Annotated in this window: 21 protein-coding genes; 11 read left to right on the forward strand and 10 right to left on the reverse strand. The window is 62.0% G+C overall.

Translation table 11 applies throughout. From position 1 onward, the window contains the following. Positions 1–126: 126 nt before the first annotated feature. Together QMX97_RS12490 and QMX97_RS12495 are read right to left on the reverse strand one after the other, a co-directional pair. Positions 127–405, reverse strand: a complete 279-nt coding sequence (locus QMX97_RS12490; RefSeq protein ID WP_083221491.1) for a hypothetical protein — start codon at positions 403–405, stop codon at positions 127–129. Positions 406–476: 71 nt separating this feature from the next. After that, complete coding sequence (locus QMX97_RS12495; protein ID WP_213553331.1) at positions 477–818, reverse strand: antibiotic biosynthesis monooxygenase family protein; 342 nt, start codon at positions 816–818, stop codon at positions 477–479. A 327-nt stretch (positions 819–1,145) separates the two neighbouring features. On the opposite strand from QMX97_RS12495, the gene QMX97_RS12500 reads away from it, so the two are divergent. Continuing rightward, entirely contained in the window at positions 1,146–2,075 is a 930-nt protein-coding gene (locus QMX97_RS12500; protein WP_282397026.1) for an AraC family transcriptional regulator, read from the forward strand. Between the two features lie 88 nt (positions 2,076–2,163). On the opposite strand, the gene QMX97_RS12505 is transcribed toward QMX97_RS12500, so the two are convergent. The 4 genes from QMX97_RS12505 to edd form a co-directional block, all read right to left on the reverse strand. Beyond that, entirely contained in the window at positions 2,164–3,633 is a 1,470-nt protein-coding gene (locus QMX97_RS12505) for an ATP-binding protein (RefSeq protein ID WP_065908763.1), read from the reverse strand. Beyond that, on the reverse strand, positions 3,623–4,357 hold the full coding sequence (locus QMX97_RS12510; protein WP_024077192.1) for a response regulator transcription factor: 735 nt from the start codon (positions 4,355–4,357) through the stop codon (positions 3,623–3,625). Before QMX97_RS12510 ends, QMX97_RS12505 begins: the two co-directional genes overlap by 11 nt. 152 nt (positions 4,358–4,509) lie before the next feature. Further along, positions 4,510–5,466 carry a glucokinase gene (locus QMX97_RS12515; RefSeq protein WP_065908761.1) on the reverse strand — a complete coding sequence of 319 codons (957 nt, stop codon included), beginning with the start codon at positions 5,464–5,466 and terminating at the stop codon, positions 4,510–4,512. Next, entirely contained in the window at positions 5,463–7,289 is a 1,827-nt protein-coding gene (gene edd, locus QMX97_RS12520) for a phosphogluconate dehydratase (RefSeq protein ID WP_282397027.1), read from the reverse strand. Before edd ends, QMX97_RS12515 begins: the two co-directional genes overlap by 4 nt. A 221-nt stretch (positions 7,290–7,510) precedes the next feature. Here edd and gap point away from each other — a divergent pair, with 221 nt between their 5' ends. From gap to QMX97_RS12555, 7 genes are all read left to right on the forward strand, one after another. Continuing rightward, the gene (gene gap, locus QMX97_RS12525; protein WP_106802722.1) at positions 7,511–8,512 is read left to right on the forward strand and encodes a type I glyceraldehyde-3-phosphate dehydrogenase; all 1,002 of its coding nucleotides are present in this window, start codon (positions 7,511–7,513) and stop codon (positions 8,510–8,512) included. Positions 8,513–8,769: 257 nt separating this feature from the next. After that, positions 8,770–9,288 carry a sigma-70 family RNA polymerase sigma factor gene (locus tag QMX97_RS12530; protein WP_065908756.1) on the forward strand — a complete coding sequence of 173 codons (519 nt, stop codon included), beginning with the start codon at positions 8,770–8,772 and terminating at the stop codon, positions 9,286–9,288. Positions 9,289–9,362: 74 nt separating this feature from the next. After that, the gene (locus QMX97_RS12535) at positions 9,363–10,331 is read left to right on the forward strand and encodes a FecR domain-containing protein (protein ID WP_065908754.1); all 969 of its coding nucleotides are present in this window, start codon (positions 9,363–9,365) and stop codon (positions 10,329–10,331) included. A gap of 117 nt (positions 10,332–10,448) precedes the next feature. Then, positions 10,449–13,013: a TonB-dependent receptor gene (locus QMX97_RS12540; protein WP_282397028.1), complete on the forward strand. Its 2,565-nt coding sequence runs from the start codon at positions 10,449–10,451 to the stop codon at positions 13,011–13,013. Between the two features lie 135 nt (positions 13,014–13,148). Beyond that, a complete protein-coding gene (locus tag QMX97_RS12545; RefSeq protein WP_065908750.1) occupies positions 13,149–13,757 on the forward strand; it encodes a biliverdin-producing heme oxygenase in 609 nt (202 codons plus the stop codon). A gap of 115 nt (positions 13,758–13,872) precedes the next feature. Beyond that, on the forward strand, positions 13,873–14,274 hold the full coding sequence (locus tag QMX97_RS12550) for a YbaN family protein (protein ID WP_065908749.1): 402 nt from the start codon (positions 13,873–13,875) through the stop codon (positions 14,272–14,274). 139 nt (positions 14,275–14,413) lie between these two features. Then, positions 14,414–16,552: a methyl-accepting chemotaxis protein gene (locus tag QMX97_RS12555; RefSeq protein WP_282397029.1), complete on the forward strand. Its 2,139-nt coding sequence runs from the start codon at positions 14,414–14,416 to the stop codon at positions 16,550–16,552. Between the two features lie 135 nt (positions 16,553–16,687). Here the strand turns inward: QMX97_RS12555 and QMX97_RS12560 are convergent, their stop codons facing one another. Next, on the reverse strand, positions 16,688–17,251 hold the full coding sequence (locus QMX97_RS12560) for an NAD(P)H nitroreductase (protein ID WP_201145812.1): 564 nt from the start codon (positions 17,249–17,251) through the stop codon (positions 16,688–16,690). Positions 17,252–17,390: 139 nt separating this feature from the next. On the opposite strand from QMX97_RS12560, the gene QMX97_RS12565 reads away from it, so the two are divergent. The 3 genes from QMX97_RS12565 to QMX97_RS12575 are packed head-to-tail and all read left to right on the forward strand — an operon-like array spanning position 17,391 to position 21,026. Beyond that, on the forward strand, positions 17,391–18,830 hold the full coding sequence (locus QMX97_RS12565) for a di-heme oxidoredictase family protein (RefSeq protein WP_282397030.1): 1,440 nt from the start codon (positions 17,391–17,393) through the stop codon (positions 18,828–18,830). Positions 18,831–18,861: 31 nt separating this feature from the next. Further along, on the forward strand, positions 18,862–19,926 hold the full coding sequence (locus tag QMX97_RS12570; RefSeq protein ID WP_065908742.1) for an imelysin family protein: 1,065 nt from the start codon (positions 18,862–18,864) through the stop codon (positions 19,924–19,926). Between the two features lie 2 nt (positions 19,927–19,928). Beyond that, on the forward strand, positions 19,929–21,026 hold the full coding sequence (locus QMX97_RS12575) for a DUF1513 domain-containing protein (RefSeq protein WP_282397035.1): 1,098 nt from the start codon (positions 19,929–19,931) through the stop codon (positions 21,024–21,026). A gap of 54 nt (positions 21,027–21,080) precedes the next feature. Here the strand turns inward: QMX97_RS12575 and QMX97_RS12580 are convergent, their stop codons facing one another. The 3 genes from QMX97_RS12580 to QMX97_RS12590 are packed head-to-tail and all read right to left on the reverse strand — an operon-like array spanning position 21,081 to position 22,709. After that, on the reverse strand, positions 21,081–21,308 hold the full coding sequence (locus QMX97_RS12580) for a hypothetical protein (protein WP_065908738.1): 228 nt from the start codon (positions 21,306–21,308) through the stop codon (positions 21,081–21,083). Next, positions 21,305–22,024: a lipopolysaccharide kinase InaA family protein gene (locus QMX97_RS12585; protein ID WP_282397031.1), complete on the reverse strand. Its 720-nt coding sequence runs from the start codon at positions 22,022–22,024 to the stop codon at positions 21,305–21,307. The genes QMX97_RS12580 and QMX97_RS12585 overlap by 4 nt, the downstream gene beginning before the upstream one ends. 4 nt (positions 22,025–22,028) lie before the next feature. Then, positions 22,029–22,709, reverse strand: a complete 681-nt coding sequence (locus QMX97_RS12590; RefSeq protein ID WP_282397032.1) for a class I SAM-dependent methyltransferase — start codon at positions 22,707–22,709, stop codon at positions 22,029–22,031. Positions 22,710–22,850 lie beyond the last annotated feature (141 nt).

The raw sequence follows: 22,850 nt of genomic DNA on the forward strand, positions 1-22,850 counted from the left end.
GTGGGAGCTGGCTTGCCTGCGATAGCAGCACCTCGATACAACTGGAAAACCGAGGTGCCAGCATCGCGGGCAAGCCCAGCTCCCACACAAGCCCGCTCCCACATGTGGATCAGCAGCGTGCTTGAGTCAGTTGGCAGCAGAGGCCCAGCTCAGTTGACCGTCTTCGTCCACATCGACCAGGCATTCCAGTTGCAGCGTCGCTGCATCGTCGGCGTCAGAGGCGGTCTTGAACTTCTGTCCATCCAGGATCTTGTGAAACTGCGGTGCGCCCATGCCATCCAGTGCCTTGACGGCGACGGCGGCGCTGTAGCCCCCTTCGCCCGGTACTACGGCGGAAACGGCTTCGTGATGGGCAAATTGTCTACGTGCCATGTTGCAGGTCCTGGCCAATGGAAAGTTGGCCATTCTAAACCAGTGCAGTGCCTCGCCAATACGATACTTCTTGAGGAGTGCTGTTGCCGTCAGGCACGGGACGTTTAACCGGCGAGTTGCAGGTACTCGCCGTAGGCGTTGGCGGCAGAAGCGTCGGTGAAGGTCTGGAAGTCCATGCTGCGGACCACCATGTCGTTCAACAGCTCGGTAAAGATCACCAGCGCCGCAGAGTTGAAGTAGGCGCTCATCGCCTGCTCGCTGCTCCAGAAACCGGAGATCAACCACACATCGGGATCGACCTGGGAATGCTGCAACGAGAATTGCAGGCAACCCTGAGCCTGACGGCCCGGTTCGATCAAACTGCTCAAGCGTGCACCGAGTTCGGTGCTGCACCCGGTACGGGCACGGATAAAGGCCATATGGCTCGCGGGAATGGGGGTGGACATGTTCGACTCTCCCGTTGAGAAGTGATGCTCGGCAAGCACTGTGAGGGCGTGTTGCCACAGGATCAAAGATAACGGCGCGAGTGTGGGCGCGGTTAGTCAATTCCTGCAGGCTTATTGCACAATCCTGCGAGAAGCGTAGACAGGACGTTTGGCTGGCGGGTTTATTCCACGGGTGAGCGCCTTGTTTCATTGAGATGACAGCCCCGCTGCTTGCCTGATTCACGATGTGTCGCAGGATCAGGCAAGGATTGTGCAGAATCGACGTAACACTTATTCAAAGGCCACCGCTAAGCTGAGCCCATCAAAAAAGCATGCAGAGGACGCCTCATGTCGTCGCCCGAACATCAGCCCATGCCCCTCGATGCCGAGATGGAAAAACAACGCGCGGAGTTGGCCAGCATCGTCCACCGCCATACCTGGGAGGACGGCTCCTACGGCACGTCGATCACCTCGCTGTACCTGAACCGCCACAACACACCGCGCGACTTCACGCCGGTGCTGGTGGAACCGGCGCTGTGCATCCTTGCCAGTGGTAGCAAGGAAGTACGCCTGGCCGATGAAATCTTCGCCTACGACCCGCTCAACTACCTGGTGTTCTCGGTCGCGATGCCGGTGGCCGGCCGGATCATCGAAGCCACCCCGGAAGACCCCAACCTGTCGGTGCGCATCAATATCGACCCGGCGCAGCTCACCGCGCTGATTGCCGAGGCGGGCCCGATGGGCGTGCCTTCGCGGCCGACATCCCGTGGGATGTACGTCGACCGTATCGACACGCAACTGCTGGATGCCGTGTTGCGCCTGGCGCGTCTACTGGACACGCCGAAGGACATCGCGATGCTCGCGCCGTTGATCAATCGCGAAATTCTGTACCGATTGCTGCGTGGGCCGCAGGGCTATCGCCTGTACGAAATTGCCGTGGCCAACAGTCAGAGCCATCGCGTCAGCCAGGCGATCACGTGGCTGAACGGCAACTACGAGCAACCGCTGCGCATCGATGACCTGGCCAAGGAAGTGAACCTAAGCGTCTCGACGCTGCACCACCGTTTCAAGGCGATCACGGCGATGAGCCCGTTGCAGTACCAGAAGCAACTGCGCCTGCAGGAAGCACGCAGATTGATGATCGCCGAAGGCCTGGAAGCCTCGGCGGCGGGGTATCGCGTGGGGTATGAAAGCCCGTCGCAGTTCAGCCGCGAATACAGCCGGTTATTCGGTGCTCCGCCGCTGAGAGACCTGGCCCGGTTGCGCCAAAGCATCTGACCCCCTCTGTAGGAGCCCGGCTTGCCGGCGATGGCGATCTAACGGCCGCCAGGATTCGACAAACCGGATTCCTACAAAGGAATCGTGTTCAATCCAGGGTTCGCGGCAGCTGCAAGGTCACCCGCAACCCGCCTTCGCGCAAATTCTGCAGACTCACTTCACCACCATGGCTATGCGCAATGTTGCGCGCAATGCCCAACCCCAGGCCGTAACCCTGCTGCTGCCCAGCGAGCCTGAAGTGCGGTTCGAAGACTTGCTCCAGGCGCTGTTCCGGCACGCCGGGGCCTTCATCGTCGACGTGCAGGATGAACTCCGCGCCGTCGTCCTCGATATGCAAGTGGGCGTTCTGCCCATACTTCAACGCGTTGTCGATCAGGTTGCCGATGCAGCGCTTGAGCGCCAGCGGCTTGCCCGGATAAGTCGTCAGCGCGCGCCCATGCTGGGTGACCCGGCCGTTGCCGTTGGGCGCCAGGTACGGTTCCACCAGGCAGTCGAGCACGTGGTTCAGGTCCACCGGCTCGATGTTTTCGTGGATATCCGTGTCTTTCACACATTGCAGCGCGCCCTTCACCAGCAACTCCAGCTCATCCAGGTCGCGGCCGAATTTGGTTTGCAGGTTCTCGTCTTCCAGCAGTTCCACACGCAGGCGCAAGCGGGTAATGGGGGTGCGCAAGTCGTGGGAAATCGCACTGAACAGCTGGCTGCGTTCGGTCAGGTATCGGCTGATGCGCTCACGCATTGCATTGAACGCGCGCCCCACTTCCACCACTTCACTGCCGCCGCCTTCGGCCACCGGCTCCACGTCCGCGCCCAGCGACATATCCCGCGCGGCCCGCGCCAGGCGCTTGAGCGGCCGGCTCTGCCAGTGCACCAGCAGGCCGATGAACAGCAGCAGAAAACCGCTGGTCAGCACGATAAACCACACCTGCTGCGAGGGCAGGCCTTGCTCTTCGAGGCTGGTGTAGGGTTCGGGCAACAAGGAGGCGATGTACAACCACTCGCCGGGGGCCAGTTGAATCTGTGTGACCAGCACCGGCGGGTTTACCGGCTCCAGGGTCAACGCGTAATGCGCCCAGGAGCGCGGCAGTTCATCGAGCTTCAGGCCGGCATTGAAAATGCGCAGGTCTTCGGCGCTGACAAACTCCACCGAGATATGCACGTCGGCGCCCAAAGTCTGGCGCAGCACCTCATCCACCGCTTGCAGTACCGCCTGCTTGCGCGGGGTCTGCGGCAGTATCGCCATGTCCAGCGGACGGTCATTGAGGGTCACCACGAAACGCGTGCCGCCCATGCTGCGCAATTGGTCGAGGACCAACGGCCGGTAGGCCACCGGCAATGAACGGAAATAACTCACGCTGGCGGTCATCGAATGCGCCAGGCTGCGGGCACTGGTGACCAGGCCTTCGAGCTGGGTGGCACGCAATTGCGAGACCCAGATCACGCTGGACAGCGCTTGGGCGAACAGCACCGCCAGCAACGTCAGCAGCAGCATGCGCCCCAGCAGCGAGCGCGGCACCGGGAAGCGGCGTCGGCGCTCGATCAGGTGTTCAGTGGGCATTGCCGGCAACCACGCTGGCTGCCAGTTGATAACCGCTGCCGCGCACGGTGCGGATCAGCCTCGGAGGTTTTTCGGTGTCGCGCAGGCGTTGGCGCAGGCGGCTGACGGCCATGTCGACAATCCGGTCCAGCGGCATCAGGTCACGGCCACGGGTGGCATTGCCGATGGTGTCGCGGTCGAGGATCTGTTGGGGATGGTCGAGAAACAACTTGAGCAGTGCGAAGTCGGCACCGGACAGGATCACCTCTTCACCGTCAACGTGGAACAGCCGGTGGCTGATCATGTCCAGGCGCCATTCATCGAACACCAGCACGTCGCCATTGCCGCTGCGCTCCTGGCCGAATTGGCAGCGCCGCAACAGCGCCTTGATCCGCGCCTGCAGCTCGCGGGGGCTGAAGGGTTTGCCGATGTAGTCGTCGGCGCCCAGCTCCAGGCCGATCACGCGGTCGGCTTCGTCGGAACTGGCGGTGAGCATGATGATCGGCACCTGCGCCTGGCGCGGGTGCTGGCGGATCCAGCGGCAAAGGCTGAAACCGTCTTCGTCCGGCAACATCACATCAAGGATGACCAGGTCGCAGGGCGCCTCGTTCATCGCCTGGCGGAACCCGGCGCCATCCGGCACGCCACGCACCTGGAAACCGGCGCGACTGAGGTAGGTTTGCAGCAATTCGCGGATTTCCTGGTCGTCATCGACGAGGAGAATCGATTTACTGATTACGCTCACGGGGTCCTCCTTGTTGTTATGGCCAAGCTTATGTCATTTGTTGCCCTTGAGGCCCCCTTCGCGAGCAAGCCCGCTGCCACATTTGCCGGCATTCCAACGTTGGAACTCGGTCAAAGTGGGAGCGGGCTCGCTCGCGAAGGGGCCATCAGCGCCTACGCAAAAGCCTGTTCCAATGCGACTCCAGCCCCAGTCAACCCGGAATACGGCGCGGTCACCAGCCACACAGGGATGCCTTTGAAGTAGTCGCTCATGCAGCCCTTGTCGCTGAAACTCTTGGCAAAACCACTGTTGATGAAGAAGTCGGCAAACCGTGGAATCACCCCACCCACGATATACACACCACCGCGTCCACCGGTGGTCAGCACGTTGTTACCGGCGACGCGGCCCAGCCAGATACTGAACTGGTTCAACACTTCCATCGCCACTGGATCGCCCGCCAGGCCCGCCGCCGTAATGGCTTCTGGGGTATCCAGCACCGGGGTATGCCCGTCGACCGCACAGATGGCGCGGTAGACACGCGGCAAACCGCCCCCGCTCAACGCCGTCTCGGCGCTGACGTGGCCGATCTCAGTGTAGATGTGCTGCCACAGCTGGGTTTCACGCGGACTGCTCAGGGGCAGGTCAACGTGTCCACCCTCCCCCGGCAATGCCGCGTAACGACCGGCACCGAGGTCCAGCAACGTGCCGACGCCCAGGCCGGTGCCCGGCCCGATCACCACCGCCGGGCGCAACGGTTCCGGCGTGCCTTCGCAGACCACGCGGAATTCGTCGGGCTTGAGGCGGGTCATGCCCAGGGCCATGGCGGTGAAGTCATTCACCAGCAGCAGCTCATCCACCTGCAACGCCTGGCAAAACGCAGTCTTGCTCAGGCGCCAGTGGTTGTTGGTGAATTTGAATTCATCGCCACTCACCGGCCCGGCAACCGACAGGCAGACGGCACCGATGTCACCGATTTCCAGGCCTTCTTCCTTGAGGTAGGCCTTGATCGCGTCCTCAGGACTCTGGTGATCCGCCGTGGCATGCACGCGGATCGAATGCAGAGCCTGATCCCGCCACAACGCAAAACGGGCGTTGGTACCCCCGATGTCACCGACCAGCGCAAGCTTCACTTAAGCGTCTCCAAGGCAGAGGTAAAGGCGCTGGCGCCCTGCTCTGCGGAGCTTGCGGCCAAGCGCATAAATGCAAACAGCTCGCGACCGGCCCCCACGTTGTTGCCCAACAGGCCCGTGGCAGGCGCGCGCGCTGCAAATTCTTCGGCGTCCACCTTAAGCTCCAAGGTGCCCTTCACGCCATCCACGCGAATGATATCGCCATCGCGCACGCGTGCCAGTGGCCCGCCGCTCTGGGCTTCGGGGTTCACGTGGATCGCGGCGGGGATCTTACCCGACGCGCCGGACATGCGCCCGTCTGTCACCAATGCGACCTTGAAGCCACGGTCCTGCAAGACGCCGAGGAACGGCGTCATCTTGTGCAATTCCGGCATGCCGTTGGAGCGTGGGCCCTGGAAGCGCATCACCGCGACAAAGTCTTTTTCCAGCTGGCCAGCCTTGAATGCATCGGCCAGGTCCTGCTGGTCCTGGAACACCACCGCCGGTGCTTCGACGATCTGGTGCTCAAGGGCCACGGCCGAGACTTTCATCACGCCACGGCCGAGGTTGCCTTCCATCACGCGCAAGCCGCCTTCCGGGGAGAACGCACGGGCCACGGGGCGCAGGATGGTTTCGTCGAGGCTTTCGATGGGGCCTTCGCGCCAGATCAGCTCGCCGTCGACCAGGAACGGTTCCTGGGTGTAGCGGCTCAGGCCCTTGCCGGCCACGGTGTTGACGTCTTCGTGGAGCAAGCCGGCTTCGAGCAGTTCGCGGATCAGTAACGACATCCCGCCCGCCGCCTGGAAGTGGTTGATGTCGGCCTTGCCGTTCGGATACACGTGGGACAGGGTCGGCACCACCTCGGAGAGGTCGGCCATGTCCTGCCAGGTGAGGATGATGCCCGCCGACATGGCGATGGCCGGCATGTGCAGGGTGTGGTTGGTCGATCCGCCGGTGGCGTTCAGTGCGACGATGGAGTTGACGATGGATTTTTCGTCGACGATCTCGCCGATGGGCGTGAAGTTGCCGTTGGCCTTGGTCAGGCGCGTGACCTGGTGCGCGGCTTCGCGGGTCAGCGCGTCACGCAGCGGCGTGTACGGGTTGACGAACGAGGCGCCCGGCAGGTGCAGGCCCATGACTTCCATCAGCAACTGGTTGGTGTTGGCGGTGCCGTAGAAGGTGCAGGTACCGGGGCTGTGGTAGGACTTCATCTCCGATTCCAGCAGCTCCTCGCGGGTGGCCTTGCCTTCGGCGTAGCGCTGGCGCACATCGGCCTTCTGCTTGTTGGAGATGCCCGACGGCATCGGGCCGCCCGGCACGAAGACCATCGGCAGGTGGCCGTAGCGCAGCGCGCCCATCATCAGGCCCGGGACGATCTTGTCGCAGATGCCCAGCATCAGCGCGGCATCGAACATGTTGTGGGACAGCGCTACCGCCGTGGACATGGCGATGACTTCGCGGCTGAGCAGGCTCAGCTCCATGCCGGGTTCGCCCTGGGTGACGCCGTCGCACATGGCCGGGGTGCCGCCGGCGAACTGACCGACCGAGCCGACTTCGCGCAGGGCTTTCTTGATTTGCTCGGGGAAATGTTCGTACGGCTGGTGCGCCGAGAGCATGTCGTTATATGACGAAACAATTGCCACGTTGGCGGCATTCATCATTCGCAGACTATTTTTATCTTCAGTGCCGCATCCGGCCACGCCGTGGGCAAAGTTGGCGCATTGCAGCTTACCGCGCATCGGGCCGTCGCTGGCAGCGCCGCGAATGAGTGCAAGGTAAGCCTCGCGGGTTGCACGACTGCGGGCGATAAGCCGTTCGGTGACCTCAATAACGCGGGGATGCATGTATAGAACTCCAGGCTAACGGATGTGGCGACCCTCGTTCCTATGCTGGTCAAACGCCCGCCGCGAAAAGGTTGGCAGGGTGTTACTTGACCACTCGGACCAGTTGATTCAGGTCACTCGTTGTAGATTGAACAAAATATTGCCACTAAAAAGGCTTGTTTTCTATTTTTATGCGAATAATCTTGTAATTCTTACAACAAATCGACGACAGGCACTTTCCAATGACTCTTCGTATCGCAATCAATGGTTTTGGCCGTATCGGCCGTAATGTCCTGCGCGCACTGTATACCCAAGGCTACCGCCAGGATTTGCAGATCGTCGCCATCAACGATCTCGGCGACAGTTCGATCAATGCCCACCTGCTCAAATACGACACCGTACATGGCACTTTCGACGCAGAGGTCGCCCACGATCAGGAAAGCCTGACCGTCAATGGCGACCGGATTGCCGTCAGTGCCATTCGCAACCCCGCCGACCTGCCGTGGGCTGCACACAAGATCGACGTAGTGTTCGAATGCACCGGCCTGTTCACCGACCGTGACAAGGCTGCCGCCCATATTACCGCCGGCGCGCGCAAGGTGATCATTTCGGCCCCCGCCAAGGGCGCAGACGCCACCGTGGTCTACGGGGTAAACCATGACATTTTGCGTCAATCCCACCAGATCATCTCCAATGCCTCCTGCACCACCAACTGCCTGGCGCCGGTCGCCCAGGTGCTGCACCGCGAGCTGGGCATCGAGAGCGGCCTGATGACCACTATCCACGCCTACACCAACGACCAGAACCTGACCGACGTCTACCACACCGACCCGTACCGCGCGCGTTCGGCCACCCAGAACATGATCCCGAGCAAGACCGGCGCCGCCGAAGCGGTCGGCCTGGTACTGCCGGAACTGGCGGGCAAGCTGACCGGCATGGCCGTGCGGGTGCCGGTGATCAACGTGTCGCTGGTCGATCTCACCGTGACGCTGAAAAAAGACGCCACCGCCGACGAGGTCAACGCACTGCTCAAGGAAGCCAGCCAGCACTCGAAAATCCTCGGCTACAACACCCTGCCGCTGGTTTCGAGCGACTTCAACCATAACCCGCTGTCGTCGATTTTCGACGCCAACCACACCAAGGTCAGTGGCAAGTTGCTGAAAGTGCTGGCCTGGTATGACAACGAGTGGGGCTTCTCCAACCGTATGCTGGATAACTGCCTGGCGCTCTGCAACGCCGAATAACCCGTTTGGCAGCTCGCCTGTATGGAAGCTCGCCTGTGTGATAGCTGGCTTATGTGGGAGCTGGCTTGTGTGGGAGCTGGCTTGCCTGCGATAGCATCACCTCGGTGCAACTGGAAAACCGAGGTGCCTGCATCGCGGGCAAGCCCGGCTCCCACACAAGCCCACACACCGGTATCCAGGCGACACACCCAAGTGCCACTTGCCATTTGCGTTGATGATAAGCATTATCATTAACTGCAAATCGATCTGGTAGCACTGTGAGCCAATCTCGCTTCAACCACGTCTTCCTCACCCAACGGGTGATTCTGCTTCGCACGTTGCAGCGGATGGTGAATAACCACAGCACCGCCGAGGACCTCTTGCAGGAAACCTACCTGCGCGTGACCCGGGCCCTCAGCGAGCGGCCGATCGATCATCTTGAACCTTTCGTCTACCAGACCGCGCGCAACCTCGCACTCGACCACTTGCGCGCGCGTCGGATCCAGGCGCGCACGCTGCAGGAAGATGTCCCGCTGGACGTCCTGCAAAGCGTCGCCGCCCCCATCAGCACCCCCGAAGACGCGACCCAGGCCGAGCAACTGCTGGAGCACCTGAGTGTCAGCCTCGGTCAACTGAGCGCCCGCCAACAGCAGATTTTCATCCTCAGCCGCCTGCACGGCTGCAGCTATCAGGAGATTGCCGACCAATTGGAAGTGTCCTTGAGCACCGTACAAAAGGAACTGAAATTGATCATGGCCATCTGCGTAGGTGTGGCCCAAAGGCTGGATCGGCCTTAAGCTTCACCCGACAGAAATGTCACCCAAGGCTGTAGGACATTTGAATAAAACGTGGCGAAGACCCGAGGAACACCGTGACGGACCCGAATAAACTGCGCCCCCATGAGCTGGCTCATGAGGTGTTGCAAGACATGGCTATGGACCAAGCCCTCGACTGGCTGATCGCCCTGCAGTGCCCGCAGCCCGGGCAACAAGCCGAATTTGAAGCGTGGCTGGCGCAGGACCCTGCGCATGTTCATGCGTTTGGCAAAGCCCAGGCCGCCTGGGGCGCCGCGCCCGTGCACAGCGCCGCCGTCGCCCTCGCCGCGCCGCGCAAGCCCAGTGCCTGGCGTCGTATCCGGCCGCACTGGAAACCACTGGCCACCGCCGCCGTGCTGCTGATCGGCCTGTTCAGCTTCAGCAACCTGCCGGTGCGCCTGCAGGCCGACCACCTCACCGTGGTCGGTGAACGCCAGCGCCTGCAACTGGACGACGGCTCGAAAGTGTTGCTCAACACCAACTCGGCGTTTTCCAGCAGCATCAAGGATCATCAGCGCATCGCCCGCCTCTATCAGGGCGAAGCGTTCTTCGAAATCGTGCCCAACCATGGCCTGCCGCTGGAAATCGACGCCGGCCCCGTGCGCGCCAGCGTGCGTGATACCGCTTTCGCCGTGCGCTACCTCAACGGCGAAGCCCAGGTGCAGGTGCAGCGCGGCGACGTGGACCTGAGCAACACCTTCGACGATGCCCGCGTGCGCTTGAGCGCCGGCGAAAGCATCCGCATCGGGCCCAAGGGTTTCGGTCCACCGGCCAAGCTGGATGCCAACAAAGACCTGGCCTGGGTGCAGGGCCGGCTGATTTTCGAAAACTGCCCGATGAGCGAAGTGCTCGCCGAGTTGCGTCGCTATTACCCCGGCTGGATCGTCAACACCAACGACAAGCTCGCCAGCGTTGCCGTCACCGGCAACTACCGCCTCGACCAGCCCCTGGACGTGGTGCGCTCCCTGGCCCACATCACCTCGGCCAAACTGTCGGAATACCCGGCGCTGGTGATCCTCAACTAAATGAGAATTATTTTTACTCGATAGCCTCCGGCGGTACGTCTCGTCTTAGCCAATGCAACTGATTCCTATTTGATTCGGTTCGCAACTATAAGATTCGTACCTTCCGGAGCGCTCTCGATGTCCTCTCGTTTCAACCGCCGGCCCTCTTCGCCCGTCCTGTCCCTGCTGACTGCGGCCATCCTGCTGGCCGGCACGCCGGTCATGGCGGCCACCGCCGCTGAACCGGTGCAGCGCAGCCACGGCAATTACACCTTCAGCATCGAGCAACAGCCGCTGGTCTCGGCGCTCAACGCCTTCACCGCGGTGACCGGCTGGCAAGTCGGCCTGCCGGCAGAACTCGGCCAGGGTGTGTCGTCCCCGGGCGTGCGCGGCCCGTTGTCAGCGGAGAAAGCCCTGGACCGGCTGTTGGTGGGGACCAACCTGAGCTACCGCAAACTGGGCAGCAACAACATCGTGCTGGAAAAGCGCGCGGCGGGCGGCGCCCTCAACCTGCAACAGGTCACCATCAGCGCCACCCGGAATGAGCAGAACATCAGCAGCGTGCCGAGCACCGTGACCGTGCAGGAACGCGAAGAGCTGGACCGCCAGAACGTGAATACCATTCGTGAACTGGTGCGTTACGAACCCAACGTCTCGGTGGGCGGTGCCGGTGGCCGCTCGAGCAATTCGGGCTACAACATTCGCGGCATCGACGGCGACCGCATCCTCACCCAGGTCGACGGCGTGGAAGTGCCGGACAACTTCTTCAACGGCCCCTACGCCAAGACCCGCCGCAACTACGTCGACCCCGAAATCGTCAAGCGCGTGGAGATCCTGCGCGGCCCGGCCTCGGCCCTGTACGGCAGCAGCGCGATTGGTGGCGCGGTGAGCTACTTCACCCTCGATCCCGATGACATTATCAAGCCCGGCCAGGACGTCGGCGCCCGCCTGAAGACCGGCTACAGCTCCGCCGACGACAGCTGGCTGACTTCCGGCACCGTCGCCGGCCGCGTGCAGGACGTCGACGGTTTGCTGCACCTGAGCCAGCGCAATGGCCACGAGATGGAGTCCTACGACGGCAACAATGCCACCGGCCTGGCCCGCACCGGCGCCAACCCGGAAGACGCGCGCACGACCAACGTGCTGGCCAAGCTGGGCTGGAACTATGGTGATGACAATCGCCTCGGCCTGACGTACGAGAAGTACAAGGACGATCGCGACGTCAACCTCATGAATGCTGTGGGCGGCCCGTTCACCGGCGGACGCGGCTTCAATTTCTACCGGGCTCGTTCGGGCAACGACACCATCACCCGCGAGCGTTTTGGCATCGAAAACCGCTTCGCCCTGGACTCACCGATAGCCGATCAGATCAAGACCAGCCTCAACTACCAGATCGCCAAGACGGACCAGTCCACCGCCGAGATCTACCAGCCGTCCCGCCGAGTCCTGCGCACCCGCGAGACCCTCTACGAAGAAAAGCAATGGGTCTTCGATGCCCAGCTGGACAAGGCTTTCAGCATCGGCGAAACCGATCACCAAGTGACCTACGGCACCACCCTCAAGCAGCAGAAGGTCACCGGCTCCCGCGAAGGCGCCGCGACCTGCCTGGCTGTCGGCGGCGGTTGCACGGCCATCGGCGCCCCCAGCCCGATCGCCAGCGACAGCGTGAAGAAGGCCAGTGATTTCCCGGACCCGACCATCAACACGTATTCGCTGTTCGCACAGGACCAGATCACCTGGGACAAGTGGACCTTCCTGCCCGCCGTGCGCTACGACTACACCCAACTCAAGCCCAAGTTGACTGATGAGTTCCTCAACACCGTCGACCCGACGCGGATCTACGCCCACAGTGACAAGGAGAAAACCTGGCACCGCGTCACGCCGAAATTCGGCCTGACCTATGCGCTGACCGACCAGTACACCTGGTTCGGCCAATACGCTGAAGGCTTCCGCACCCCGTCGGCCAAAGCCTTGTACGGCCGCTTTGAAAACCTGCAGCAGGGCTACACCGTCGAGCCCAACCCGAATCTCAAGCCAGAAAGCAGCAAGGGCGTGGAAACCGGGATTCGCGGCAACTTCGATTCCGGCTCGTTTGATATCGCAGTGTTCTACAACAAATACCGCGACTTCATCGACGAGGACGCCTCCGTCGCCGGCGGCACCGCACAGCAATTCGAAGCCAACAATATCAAGCACGCGACCATCAAGGGGATCGAAGCCAAAGGGCGCCTGGACCTGGACGCCTTCGGCGCACCGCAAGGCCTGTACACCCAGGGCTCGGTTGGCTACACCTATGGCCGCAACGACGACAATGGCGAGCCGCTCAACAGCGTCAACCCGCTCAAGGGCGTCTTAGGCCTGGGCTATGAGCAAGAGCAATACGGGGCGCTGGTCAGCTGGACCCTGGTGAAGAAGCAGGATCGCGTCGACAGCACCACCTTCCATGCGCCCGACGGCAGCACTGGCGCGCCCTTCAAGACGCCCGGCTTTGGCATCGTCGACCTGACCGGCTTCTACAAGGTCACCAACGACGTGACCATCAACGGCGGCCTGTACAACCTGACCGACAAGAAATACTGGAACTGGGATGACGTGCGCAGCTACGACGGCGTCGGCGAAGCCGGTGTGACCGCGCCCGCCAACCTTGACCGCCTGACCCAGCCCGGTCGCAACTTTGCGATCAACGTGATCTGGGACATCTGATAACGCCCACCCTCACCTCGTCGATTTTCAGCGCCGGGGTGAGGATTTTTTACTGTGCCGCGTCTTCTTGTTCGTCTAGTTGATAACAGCTCTCTTTCAGAGCACCAAGGCGCTCCTCTTCTCAAGGACTTTTTCATGACCGCTTCCTCTACCGCAGAACGCCCGAGCCTGCGCTCCCAGCGCCTGAACCAGATCACCAACGAGCCACACACCAAGCTGGACGCACTGGTCAAGGCACACGCCCCGTTTGAAACCCAAGCCAACTTCGCCCGCTTCGTGGTCGCGCAGTACCTGTTCCAGTCGGAACTGGTGAGCCTCTACAACGATGCCGAACTGATCAAGATCGTGCCGGACCTGGCCGAGCGCTGCCGCGCCGAAGCCGCCAAGCTGGACCTGGGCGACCTGGACACCGACGTACCGGCGCCGGTCGCCGGTGCGGTGAAGAACCCGAGCAAGGCCGAAGCCCTGGGCTGGCTGTTCGTGTCCGAAGGCTCCAAGCTGGGCGCTGCGTTCCTGATCAAGCGCGCCGTGGGCCTGGGACTGAGCGAAACCTTCGGTGCACGCCACCTGGGTGAGCCGGCCGGCGGTCGTGCCGAAGGCTGGAAAAGCTTTACTCGTACCCTGGACGGCCTGGAATTCAGCGCCGAAGAGGAAGCCGCAGTGGAAAAAGGTGCGATCGACGCGTTTGTGCGCTTCACCGTGTTGTTGGAACAGGCGTACGCTAGCGCCCCTGAACTGGCCTGACTCGAACCCCCTCGGCAGGAACAGGCTTGCCGGCGATAGCAACTTCACGGACGCCATCGCCAGCAAGCCAGTTCCTACAGAGTAAGCAACCCTTTCCTTCTGCAAATTGCTTCCCATGACCGGCAAAACCCAATCCACCTCGAAAATCGCACAGATCCTTTTCGGCCTGCTGGCCTACGTCAGCCTGGGCATCGGATTGGTGGCGATTGTCATACCGGGCTTGCCGACCACCGAGTTCATCCTGCTGGCCGCGTGGGCCGCGACCAAAAGCTCGCCGCGCCTGAGCGCCTGGCTGGAAAACCACCGCCTGTTCGGCCCGATCCTGTTCAACTGGCGCAACGGCAAGATCATCGCGCGCCGGGCCAAGGTCAGCGCCACGGTGAGCATGCTGCTGTGCGCCATCCTGATGCTGGTGATGCTCGATCATGGCTGGCCGATCTACCTGGCCATTGCCGGCATGAGCCTGGGTAACCTGTGGATCTGGTCACGCCCTGAACGGCTTGCGGAGCCCGCGTAACACTGGCTGTAGCCGTTTTCCTACCGCTCATCGCCTGCTTCTCATGAAATGATTTGTTACGCCGATGTTCCAGACATAGCGCTGAATGGACTTGGCCTGCACTGCGTGCCTTCCAACAAGTCCATTCGCGAGTGAGCCTATGTTCAACACCCTCTCCATCCGCCTGAAAATCGTGCTGTTGTCCGGCCTTTGCCTGTTGGGGGTGATTGCGCTGGTCGTCAGCATCAACCTCTACAACACCGCTCAGAATGATCAGTTGGTCAGCGATTCCAGCTCGCACATGCTCACCGCCAGTGTCGAACAACTGTTGCAGGCCAAGGCCGCCGAGCAAGCCGTGCAATTGCAGAAAACCTTCGGCGACAGCCTGGTCGCCGTGGTCGCCCTCGGCGACCAGGTCAAAGACCTGCGCACTCTGGCAGCCAAGCGCGACCTCGCGCCCGGCGCCTTGCGCGAAGAACTCAACCAGAGCCTGAAAACCGCCTTCGAACGCAATGACAAGGTGCTGGGTATCTGGCTGTCGTTCGAACCCAACGGGCTGGATGGCAAGGACAGCGAATTCGTCGACGACAAAGCACGCGCCTCCAACGAAAAAGGCCGTTTCTCCAGTTACTGGAGCCGCGCCGGTGGCGAAGGCTTGAACACCATCATGGTCGAGGACGACCTGACCAAGACCACCCTCAACCTCAGCGGCACGCCCTACAACATCTGGTACACCTGCCCACGCGATACCCGCCGTATTTGCCTGCTCGACCCGTACGAAGATACGGTGGCCGGCAAACCGGTGCTGATGACCACCCTTTCCCTGCCACTGCTGGTGGACGGCAAAGTCATCGGCGTGGTCGGCATCGACATCGCCCTCACCGCCCTGCAAGCGGCCACCGATGCGGCACAGAAAGACTTGTTCAACAGTGCCGCGCACCTGGAAATTCTCGCCAGCAGCGGCTTGATCGCGGCCTACAGCGGTGAACCGGCCAAAGTCGGGAAAAACCTGATCGATACCCTCGGTGCCGAGGGCAAGGAAATCGTGCAACTGCTGGCCAGTGACACCCGCATGATCCGCGCGCAGGACGACACGATTCGCGCGGTCTATCCGGTCAAGCCGATTGCCGATGCCAAGTCCTGGGGCGTCGTGATCAAGCTGCCCAAGGACGTGATGCTGGCCGACACCGTGAAGCTGCAGGCGCTGCTCGACGAGGCCCAGGCCTCCGGCACCTTGAAGGCGCTGCTGGTAGGTGCCGCCGCCGGCTTGCTGGGCCTGCTGCTGATCTGGCTGACGGCCACCGGTGTGACCCGGCCGATCAACAGCGTGGCCGCGATGCTCAAGGACATTGCCAGTGGTGACGGCGACCTCACCCAGCGGCTGGCCTACGCCAAGCACGATGAACTGGGCGAATTGGTGAACTGGTTCAACCGCTTCCTCGACAAGTTGCAACCGACCATTGCGCAGATCAAGCAAAGCATCACCGAGGCGCGTGGTACCGCCGACCAGTCCTCGGCCATCGCGCGCCAGACCAGCGAAGGCATGCAGGTGCAATTTCGCGAAATCGACCAGGTCGCCACGGCCTCCAACGAGATGAGCGCCACCGCCCATGACGTTGCCAACAGTGCATCGAATGCCGCAAGCGCGGCACGCGGCGCCGATCAGTCGGCGCGTGAAGGCATGTCGATCATCGAGCAGAGCACCCGCGACATCACCACCCTCGCCGAGGAAGTCAGCAAGGCCGTGGGTGAAGTCGAAGCCCTGGCCGTCAACAGCGAGCAGATCGGTTCAGTGCTGGAAGTGATCCGCAGCATCGCCGAACAGACCAACCTGCTGGCCCTCAATGCGGCTATCGAAGCGGCCCGGGCCGGCGAAAGCGGGCGCGGCTTTGCGGTCGTCGCCGACGAAGTGCGCAACCTGGCCAAGCGTACCCAGGACTCCGTGGAGGAAATCCGCCTGGTGATCGAACGGATCCAGAGCGGCACCCGCGGCGTGGTGGCGACCATGCACTCCAGCCAACACCAGGCCCAGAGCAATGCCGGGCAGATTCATCAGGCAGTGCAAGCCCTGGGCAAGATCAGCGATGCCGTGACGGTGATCAGCGACATGAACCTGCAGATCGCCAGCGCCGCCGAGCAACAGAGCGCCGTGGCCGAAGAGGTCAATCGCAACGTCTCGGCGATTCGCGGCGTGACCGAAACCCTCACCGGCCAGGCCACCGAGTCGGCGGCGATCAGCAGCCAACTCAATGCATTGGCCAGCCAGCAGATGAAGCTGATGGATCAGTTCAAGGTCTGACTCGGTGGCAAAACCACTGAGAGTCATGTGGGCGCCGGGCTTGTCCGCGATGCGGGCAAGCCGGTCTCCCTGACAGAACCGAGTCGATGCTATCGCAGGCAAGCCAGCTCCCACAGAGCGCAGGTCGGCGGTGATTCAGAGACCGGTCCAGGCGCTGACAAACTGTGTCAGGTCTTCTTTAGCGGCCGTACGCGGCGGGTTCTGCGGCGTGCCCAGGTAGAGGAAACCAATCACTTCCTCCTCCGCCGTCAGCCCCAGGCCTTTGGCCACGTGGGCCGAGTAGGACAATTCGCCAGTGCGCCATACCGCGCCAATCCCCTGTGCGTACGCCGCCAGCAAGATGCCGTGGGCCGCGCAGGCGGCAGCGAGCAGCTGTTCGGACTTGGGCACCTTGAAGTGTTCCTGCAGGCGGGCAATCACCACCACCACCAGCGGCGCGCGCAACGGGCCGTTCTGGGCCTTGTCGATGACCGCTTGCGCAGCGTCGGGGTCTTGCAGGCGCGCGGCTTCGGCCAGCAGAGTGCCCATCTGCTCACGGGCGGCACCCTCTACGGTGAGGAACCGCCAAGGGCGCAGTTGACCATGGTCGGGCGCGCGCATGGCCGCGGCGAACAGCACATCACGCTGCTCCTGGGTCGGTGCCGGTTCCAGCAAACGCGGCACGGAAACACGGTTGAGCAAAGCGTCGAGAGCCTGCATTGGCCACCTCCAGAAAAAAATGTGCGGTCATTCTAGCGGGAATGAATCGGATTCGAGCAAACGATAATTGCTCTTATTCATTGAGCCCTGCCCTGTTAGACTTTGCGCCCATATTTTCAGCCTTCGTTCAGGAAACCTGATGTTCGGTTCGCTTTTTCGCCTGTCCGCAGCAGTGATGGCTTTAAGCCTGACTGCCTGCGATGACGCCCCACGTTTCACCCAGGCAGAGCCTGGTGAAGCGCGTGCCGGCGGCGCGACGACGGTGAACAAGCGCGACCAGAACGCGTTCTCCCTGCCATCGGCCAACCTGTCGCCCACGCGCCGCCTGGACTTCAGCGTCGGCAACAGCTTCTTTCGCAGCCCGTGGGTCATCGCGCCGTCCACCACCACCGCACGCGATGGCCTGGGCCCGCTGTTCAATACCAACGCCTGCCAGAACTGCCATATCAAGGACGGCCGTGGCCACCCGCCGCTGCCCGACGCGGCCAACGCGGTGTCGATGCTGGTGCGCCTGTCGATCCCCCTGTCTATCCAGGAGCAGCCGTCCTACGCCAAGCTCATCGAGCAGGTCGGCGTGGTGCCTGAGCCGGTGTATGGCGGGCAGCTGCAGGACATGGCCGTGCCGGGTGTCGCACCGGAAGGCAAGGTGCGCGTCGACTACACGCCGGTCAAGGTGACCTTCAAGGACGGCAGCGTGGTCGAGTTGCGCAAACCCGACCTGCAGATCACCCAGCTCGGCTATGGCCCGATGCATCCGGACACACTTTTCTCCGCGCGCATCGCCCCGCCGATGATTGGCCTAGGCCTGCTCGAAGCCATCACCGACGCCGATATCCTGCGCAACACCGACCCGAAGACCGCCGACAAAGAAGCCATCGTCGGCCGCGCCAATTGGGTCTGGGACGACGCCGAACAAAAAACCGTACTCGGGCGCTTTGGCTGGAAAGCCGGGCAACCCAACCTCAATCAACAAAATGTTCACGCGTTTTCTGGTGATATGGGCCTCACCACGTCTTTGAGACCCTTTGATGACTGCACCGACGCGCAAGTCGCCTGCAAACAGGCGCCCAACGGCAATGGCGCCGATGGCGAGCAGGAAGTCAGCGACAACATCCTGCGCCTGGTGCTGTTCTACACGCGCAACCTTGCCGTGCCGGCACGCCGCGACGTCAACACGCCGCAGGTGCTGGCCGGGAAAAACCTGTTCTACCAGGCCGGCTGCCAGGGCTGTCACAAGCCATCATTCACCACGCCAGCCACGGCGGCCGAACCTGAGTTGGCCAACCAGGTGATCCGCCCCTACAGCGACCTGCTGTTGCACGACATGGGCGAAGGCCTGGCCGACAACCGCACCGAATTCAAGGCCGGTGGCCGCGACTGGCGCACCGCGCCGTTGTGGGGCATCGGCCTGACGCAGACCGTCAGTGGCCACACCCAGTTCTTGCATGACGGCCGCGCCCGCAACCTGCTCGAGGCCGTGCTGTGGCACGGCGGTGAAGCGCAAGCGGCGCAGCAGCATGTGTTGTCCTTCAATGCCGAGCAGCGCGCTGCGTTGCTGGCGTTCCTGAATTCTTTATAAGCTTCGCCCCAATTACAGAAGGGAGCTCGACATGTTTCGTCCCAAGTTGTTGTTCACCAGCCTGGCCGCCCTAGCCCTCGGCGCCTGCTCGCCCCAGGACCCACAAGCCGTGACCTCGGCGGCGATCGCCAAGCAAGTGATCCTGCCGACCTACAGCCGCTGGGTGGAAGCCGACCGCCAACTGGCCGTCAGCGCCCTGGCCTACTGCCAGGGCAAGGAAAGCCTGGAGACCGCCCGCGCCGACTTCCTCCATGCGCAAAAAGCCTGGGCCGAATTGCAACCGCTGCTGATCGGCCCACTGGCCGAAGGCAACCGCGCCTGGCAGATCCAGTTCTGGCCGGACAAGAAGAACCTGGTGGGTCGCCAGGTCGAGCAACTGGTCATCGCCCAACCGCAGATCGACGCCGCCGCCCTGGCCAAGTCCAGTGTCGTGGTGCAAGGCCTGTCGGCTTACGAATACATCCTCTATGACGCCAAGACCGACGTGGCCGACGAAGCCCAGAAAGCCCGCTACTGCCCGCTGCTGGTGGCCATTGGCGAACGCCAGAAAGCCCTCGCCGAAGAGATCCTGGCCAGTTGGAACAGCACCGACGGCATGCTCGCGCAGATGACCAAGTTTCCCAACCAGCGCTACGCCGATTCCCACGAAGCGATTGCCGATCTGCTGCGCGTCCAGGTGACCGCCCTGGACACCCTGAAGAAAAAACTCGGCACGCCGATGGGCCGCCAGACCAAGGGCATCCCGCAGCCGTTCCAGGCCGATGCATGGCGCAGCCAGTCGTCCCTGCAAAGCCTCGAAGCCAGCCTCGCCGCCGCCCAGACCGTATGGGTTGGCGTCGACAACAAGGGCCTGCGTGGCCTGCTGCCGTCCGAACAGAAGCCGTTGGCCGACAAGATCGACGCCGCCTATGCGGCCTCGCTGAAACTGTTCGCCAGCAACCAGCGCAGCCTCAACGAACTGTTGAACGATGACGCCGGGCGCCAGCAGCTCAACGATATCTACGACAGCCTCAACGTCGTCCACCGCCTGCACGAAGGCGAACTGGCCAAGGCGCTGGGCATCCAACTGGGCTTTAACGCCAACGACGGTGACTGATGATGCTCAGGCGACAGGCTTTGGCGGTTGGCAGCGTGCTGCTCAGTGCTCTCACGCTGGGTGGCTGGACGCTGTTCAAGCAGAAAGACAAGGGCCCGCTGCTGCTGTCGGCGCGCGATGATGCGGACGGCAACCACTATGCCGTGGGCTATCGGCTGGATGGCAAGCCGGTATTTGCCACCCAGGTCGGCCAGCGCTGCCACGACATCATCAACCACCCGACACTGCCGATTGCACTGTTTGTCGCCCGTCGCCCGGGCACCGAGAGCTACCTGATCGACCTGCGTGATGGCACGCTGCTGCAGACCATCACCTCGCATGCCAATCGCCACTTCTATGGCCACGCGGTGATTCACAAGAGCGGCGACTGGCTGTATGCCACCGAGAACGACACCTCCGACCCGGGCCGTGGCCTGCTCGGGGTGTACGCGTTCGAAGGTGAGCGGCTGGTGCACAGCGGCGAAATCTCGACGCACGGTATCGGCCCGCATCAGGTGTCGTGGATGCCCGACGGCGAGACCCTGGTGGTGGCCAACGGCGGCATTCGTACCGAAGCCGAAAGCCGCGTGGAGATGAACCTCAATGCGATGGAGCCAAGCCTGGTGCTGATGCACCGCGATGGCAGCCTGATCAGCAAGGAAACCCTCGGCCAACAGATGAACAGCGTGCGCCATATGGGGATCGCCAGCGATGGCACGATCCTCACCGGCCAGCAGTTCATGGGCGCGTCCCAGGAGCGTTCCGAGCTGCTGGCGATCAAGCGTCCGGGGCAGCCGTTCGTGGCGTTCCCGGTGGCCGATGAGCAGTTGCAGGCGATGGGGCATTACACCGCCAGTGTCGCGGTGCACAGCGAATTGCGCCTGGTGGCGTTGACCGCACCACGGGGCAACCGCTTCTTCATCTGGGACATGGACAGCGCCGAGCTGCGCCTGGATGGGCCGTTGCCCGACTGCGCCGGGGTCGGCGCGGTGGCGGATGGGTTTGTCGTCACCTCAGGCCAGGGCCGTTGCCGTTTCTACGATTGCCGGCAGAAACAGCTGGTTGCCAAACCGCTGGAATTGCCGGCGGGGCTTTGGGATAACCATCTGCACCTGATTTGAAGCAAAAAAAAGGGCCTCGCATCGCAAGGCCCTGTTTCGGGGGTTTGAATCGTTTCAACTCTGCGGCCTCATCCCTTGAGACATCCCAAACATGAACAACAGCAACTCATGATCAGGCTTGACCGCCACACTCGCCTTGGCGACGCGCGGCAACAGGCATTGCCCGCCACCTTGCACCGCGCTGAGTACTTGTGTGCGAGGCTGTTCCCACGCTGCCAGGGCCAGGGCTGCAACGCCCATCGCCCCAACCAGGAACAGACCTCGTGCTATTTCTAGCTTCATCTGGTTAAACCCTTGATAGCGCTGCCAAACGCCGTCTCATAAAAGTAGCTGAGTTTTTCCCAGTCTGTACTGTTCCACGACGAATGGCGGCGCAGTTGCAGCATGTCATGGGAAGCCGCGCGATAAGCGGTCAGGCGCTGGCGGCATTTCTCGAAATCCAGCAGTGCCACTTCCACATTGGCCGAGTCGCCTTCACCCGTCACGCGTACAAAAATGTGCTTGATGTACAGGCAACCGTGTTGCCAGCGCCCTTTGTGCATACGCGCCAGGGTGCCAGCCAATTCCTTGAGCAGGCGCTCGTGGACCAACTCGCCATACTGTTCGCGACCACCGGCGGCGTACCAGTTTTCAATCTCGTCGAAGCCCTCCAGGGCGGCCGTGACCAGCAATGCCTTCCAACGGTGCTCGGGGTCGCGACGTGCTTCGCAAAAGACCATTTCCGGCACGCGTACATCCAGCATGCGCAGGCCCTTGAGTGCATCCCGCTCGCGAAGCACGGTGGGGCGTCCGAAGGGGTGCAGCCAGCTGCGGTAGATGTGTCCGGTCTGGCGCTTGCTGTAGAGCAAACGGCCATTGGCACTCGTCACTCGCTGCACACCACTTTCACCACCACGCCGACGATTGGGTTCCTCGACCCACTCGCCCTGCTGGCGCCAGAAATAATCGAAGCGTTCTTCGGGCGCTACATGACTGCCTGCTACGCACTCAACTGCCATCCTGTTACCTCTTGCGCAATACATACACTCGCCACATGGCGTAGAGCGGTATGAAGTCCAGGGATTCCTGAACACGAAAACCGGCCTGCTCAAACTCTGCTTCAACAGTAGCAGCCGGTAACACAAATCTGTTTTGGTAACCTTCCTGCTCACCTTTTTCGCGACGCTGTCCTTCGAGACGCTTGCGTTTCCACGCTTTGAAATTGCCATCGACCCACAGCGAAATAATCACGCTGTCGCGGGTAACGCGTTGAAACTCCCGCAGTATCGCCAGTCGATGCGCCGGCTCACCAATGTGGTGCAGCAGGCGCATACAGAAAATGCTGTCGACCGAGTTGTCCGGCAAATCAATGTCAAAAGCAGAGGTCTGCAAGGGCCGTACCCGTTTCACCACATCCGCCGGCTGGGCGACCGTCGCCACCTTCAACATCGAGGCCGAATTGTCGGCACCGATGATCACGCGGTTGGGTTTTTCAGCCAGCAGCGGCCAGAAACGTCCGGCACCGCACGGCAGGTCCAGCACCAGGCCAGGCTCACCGGCCATCGCCAGCGCGCCACGGGCCAATTGCTCGTCGCGTTTGTGGGACAACCGGCGAGCCAAATTGTCCTGATGCTTGAGCAAATATTCGTGGGCGTGCTGATCGTCGTACTTTTCGGAAAATTCGAGCTTGATCGGGGTAGACATCAACGGATCTCCAGTTGCTGATGCCTACAACCTTATGCAGCGAGCTGTGATCAACAGGTCAACCCGTTGTGAAAAACTTGTCCTGTCCAATCTCATACATTTCAAGACTTTACAGACACAAGCAATAGCATGGGGCCACCT

This window comes from Pseudomonas sp. PS01298, assembly GCF_029959745.1.
Lineage (GTDB): Bacteria > Pseudomonadota > Gammaproteobacteria > Pseudomonadales > Pseudomonadaceae > Aquipseudomonas > Aquipseudomonas aylmerensis.